This is a genomic window from Bradyrhizobium sp. (assembly GCF_019244115.1).
Taxonomy (GTDB): Bacteria; Pseudomonadota; Alphaproteobacteria; order Rhizobiales; family Xanthobacteraceae; genus Bradyrhizobium.
In genome coordinates this window covers 1-4,278 of the sequence record NZ_JAFATE010000685.1, presented here as the reverse complement: position 1 = coordinate 4,278, position 4,278 = coordinate 1, and the positions used below count along the sequence as shown (strand labels likewise).

At 66.3% G+C, this 4,278-nt stretch carries 3 protein-coding genes and 1 pseudogene; 2 read left to right on the top strand and 2 right to left on the bottom strand.

All coding sequences use genetic code 11. From position 1 onward, the window contains the following. Window positions 1-102: 102 nt before the first annotated feature. Entirely contained in the window at window positions 103-873 is a 771-nt protein-coding gene (locus JOZ76_RS29735; RefSeq protein WP_291704813.1) for an arginyltransferase, read from the top strand. Window positions 874-997: 124 nt separating this feature from the next. Here JOZ76_RS29735 and JOZ76_RS29730 read toward each other — a convergent pair whose 3' ends face one another. After that, window positions 998-2,383: an Nramp family divalent metal transporter gene (locus JOZ76_RS29730; RefSeq protein ID WP_291704812.1), complete on the bottom strand. Its 1,386-nt coding sequence runs from the start codon at window positions 2,381-2,383 to the stop codon at window positions 998-1,000. A gap of 206 nt (window positions 2,384-2,589) precedes the next feature. Here JOZ76_RS29730 and JOZ76_RS29725 point away from each other — a divergent pair, with 206 nt between their 5' ends. Further along, complete coding sequence (locus tag JOZ76_RS29725) at window positions 2,590-3,843, top strand: MFS transporter (RefSeq protein WP_291704810.1); 1,254 nt, start codon at window positions 2,590-2,592, stop codon at window positions 3,841-3,843. Between the two features lie 92 nt (window positions 3,844-3,935). Here the strand turns inward: JOZ76_RS29725 and JOZ76_RS29720 are convergent. Further along, window positions 3,936-4,278, bottom strand: a pseudogene (locus JOZ76_RS29720) (phytanoyl-CoA dioxygenase); the annotation flags it as partial.

The following is a 4,278-nucleotide window of genomic DNA, read 5'->3' as shown; positions in this document are numbered from 1 at the left end:
GTCCGTGCAGGCTGCGCACGCGATGTCACCAAATCGATTGACCATTAGCGCCCGTGGCGCGATGCTATTACTCGAAGCTGTTTCGGAGGCTGACGACGTTCCTTGACCCAGCATTCGCGTGATACTCCGCAATTTTACCTGACGGCGCCCTCGCCGTGCCCCTATCTGCCGGGCCGACAGGAGCGCAAAGTGTTCACGCATCTGGTCGGCGACAAGGCCGCCGACCTCAACGACCTTTTGACCCATGGCGGCTTCCGCCGCAGCCAATCGATCGCCTATCGCCCGGCCTGCGACCAATGCCGGGCCTGCGTCTCGGTGCGGGTGATCGCCAACGAGTTCAGGCCGTCGCGCAATTTCCGCAAGGTTTTGGCCGGCAATGCCGACATCGTCGGCGAGCAGCGCAGCGCGGTACCGACCTCGGAACAATATTCGATCTTCCGCGCCTATCTCGACCAGCGGCACCGCCATGGCGGCATGGCCGACATGACCGTGCTCGACTACGCGATGATGGTCGAGGACAGCCATGTCGAGACCCGCATTATCGAATATCGCCGCCGCGATACCGGCGCCAGCGGCCGCAGCGGCGACCTGATCGCGGTCGCCCTCACCGACGTGCTGAGCGACGGCCTGTCGATGGTCTATTCGTTCTTCGAGCCGAACGAGCGCAGCCGTTCGCTCGGCACCTTCATGATCCTCGACCATATCGCGCGCGCCAGGCGCCAGGGCCTGCCTTACGTCTATCTCGGCTACTGGATAGAGGGTTCGAAGAAGATGGACTACAAGGGCCGCTTCCTGCCGCAACAGCGCCTTGCCCCCTCGGGGTGGCTGCGCGTCGACGCATCAGGCGACGCCGCCTCGGAGCCGCAGGATTGATAACGGCTGTCATCACCCGCGCCAGCGGGTGATCCAGTATTCCAGAGACAGGCGTACGTGAATTGATAAGCTGCGGCGTACTGGATCGCCCGGTCGAGCCGGGCGATGACCATCGTTGGACGGTTCACCCGCTCACATAATCAAATACCAGCTTCGCATTCAGTCCGATGATCAGCGCCGCCACGACGGCGGCGAGCGCCGTCAGCCAGCGCGGCGCGACGAACGGGCCCATCTTGGGCCGGCTCGCGGTGAACATCACCAGCGGCACGATTGCAAACGGCAATTGCAGGCTGAGCACGACCTGGCTCAGGATCAGAAGCTGCCCGGTCGCCCTCTCGCCGGCCCAGATGGTGACGACGACGGCCGGCACGATGGCGACCAGGCGCGTGATCAGCCGGCGCAGCCAGGGCGCGATGCGCCAGTCCAAAAATCCCTCCATCACGATCTGGCCCGACAGGGTCGCGGTAATGGTCGAATTGAGCCCGCAGCACAAAAGCGCCACCGCAAACAGGGTCGGCGCCAGCGTCGAGCCGAGCAGCGGCGCGAGGAAAGCATGCGCCTGGTCAAGCTCGGCGACGTCGTTCTTGCCGACGCGATGGAAGGTCGCCGCCGCCAGGATCAGGATCGAGGCGTTGATGACGAACGCAAAGCACAGCGCAATCGTGGAATCGATGGTCGCCAGCGTAATCGCCTCGCGCCGTTCACGATCCGTGTTGCCATAGCCGCGCGTCTGCACCAGGCCGGAATGCAGATAAAGGTTGTGCGGCATCACGGTGGCGCCGAGAATGCCAAGCGCGAGATAGAGCATGTCGGAATTGCCGAGGATGTCGGAGCTCGGCACAAAGCCGCGGATGACAGCGCCCCAGTCGGGATCGGCGAGCGCGATCTGCACCGCAAAGCAGGCGGCGATTACCCCGAGCATCGCGACCACGAACGCCTCGATCCAGCGAAAGCCGAAGGCCTGCAGCGCCAGAATCAGCACCACGTCGAGCGCCGTGATCACGACGCCGATCGCCAGCGGAATGTGGAACAGGAGGTTGAGGCCGATTGCGGTGCCGATCACCTCGGCAAGATCGGTCGCGGTGATCGCAATTTCCGCCGACAGCCACAGCGGCCAGGCGACATAGCGCGGGAACGAGTCCCGGCAGGCCTGAGCGAGGTCACGCCCGGCCCCGACGCCGAGGCGCGTGCACAGCGACTGCAGGATGATCGCCATGATGTTCGAGAGCAGCGCGATGGTGAGCAGCGCGTAGCCAAACTTCGAGCCGCCGGCGAGTGAGGTCGCCCAATTGCCGGGGTCCATGTAGCCGACGGCGACCAGATAACCCGGACCGAAGAAGGCCAGGAGCTTGCGCCAAAAGGTGCCTCGCTGGGGCATCCGCACCGACGCGAACACGTCCGACAGCGATGGCTCACCCCGCTCGCCACGCCAGGCGGGCCGATCCGCAACGGTATCCTGCGCCAGCGCAAAAGGCTTTGCGCGCGGCAATTCTGAGGTGCGAGCGTCCATCAGCCTAACATGGGCCAGTTTGGCCTTTAATGCAATTCATTTGCAACTGCATCTGGGCCCTTCGGTTCCGCAGCCGCCGCCTCGGCCCGGTATTCGCTGGCGCATTTTCCCGCAGTGTCGTCGGTAAACGGGTGGTTTGCCGGCACCGGCTCTCCAAAATGGCAACCAGGAATCGAACATTCCAGGAAATCTGCCGGGAAAACGCCATGTCTCCGATTGTTGACACCCTGCCCCCGACCTTCAACCGCCTGGCCTGGTCGAACCTCGCAGCGCAATCGGCCGAGCAGATCGCGCTCGCCGCGGCGCCCATCGTGGCCGTGCTGCTGCTCGGTGTCGGCGAAGGCCAGACCGGCCTGTTGCAGACCGCGCTGACGCTGCCCTTCCTGCTGTTTGCAATCCCGGCGGGCCTTTTGGCCGACCGCGCGTCACGGCGCTTGCTGATGGCCGGCGCCGAGGCGCTGCGCGCGCTCGCCCTGATCGGGATCCTCGCCTCGATCTGGCTTGGACTCCTGACCCTGCCCCTGCTCGCCGGGCTCGGCTTCGCCGCGGTCTGCGGCACCGTGGTCTACAGCGTCGCCGCCCCCGCCTTGGTGCCACAGCTGGTGACGCCGCAGCTCCTGCCGGCCGCCAACGCGCGGATCGAACTGGCGCGCACCATTGCCTTCGCCTCGGGCCCTGCGCTGGGCGGCGCGCTGGTCGGATGGGTCGGTGCCGCGCCCGCCTTCGGTTTTGCCGCGGCGCTGTCGGCGATTGCAGTCGTGCTGCTGTCCGGTCTCGCCGAGCCCGCGCGGGCGCCTGCGCCGCGGCGGCACTCCCTGCAGGAGGTCCGCGAGGGCGCCGCCTTCGTCATGCATCATGCCCTGCTGCGCCCGGTGTTCGTCACGCAATTCATCTTCAATACCGCCTCATTCCTGCTGCTTGCGGTGTTCGTGCCCTATGCGGTGCACCGCCTCGGCCTGACCGCGACCGGCGTCGGCGTGGTGCTCGGCATGTACGGCGTCGGCATGGTAATCGGCGCGCTGGTGGCGACGCGCGTGATGCGCCGCCTCGCCTTCGGCATTGTGATCGGACTTGGACCCGTCACCGGCTTTGTCGGTGCCGGCGTGATGGCGCTCACGACGGTGGTCCCGATACCGCTGCTCGCCGGCCTCGCCTTCTTCCTGCTCGGTGTCGGCCCGATCCTCTGGGTGATCTCGACCACGACACTGCGCCAGTCGGTGACGCCGCCGCGCCTGCTCGGCCGCGTCTCCGCCATCAACATCATGAGCTACGCGGCCCGGCCGCTCGGCTCCGCGCTCGGCGCCGTCGTCGGCGGGTTTTATGGTGCGGAAGCATGCCTCTACCTCGCGCTCGCGATTTTTGGCGCGCAAGCGGTGGTCATTCTGCTGTCGCCCGCAGTGACGCTCGACCGGCAGCCCGAGATGGTCGCGGACGATGGCAAGGCGTTGCGGGCCTGCTAAGCTCGCAGGCGAAACCGCTGCAAGCAAGTCGAAGGGCGCGTGAGCGTCGCCCTTTGAGTGCTCAGCCGTGATCGGCCGGTCCAGCCGCGTCATCAGGCCGAGTCTTCATGCAGCGCCTGCCGGATGGCGATTTCAACCGGCGAATAGTCGCCATCCTCGCGATGCAGCCGAAAAAGTTCGGCCGGTTGGAGCGGCGGCTGCGCCAGGAAGCGCGGCACCGCACCACGGTGCATCTGCGCGGCATGGACCAGGAACGGATGGCACAGATAGACCGTGCCGGCGTCACCGGTCGCCAATGCGAGCGGCCGGTCCAGCGCTGCTCCCGCTCGGCTCAGCTCGCCGTCAGACAGTCCCGCCTCGCCGGCCGGTGCGAGCAGCCGCGCGATATCGCGATGCGATCCAACCTTGATGCGGGTGGGCGCATCGTTCTCGCCG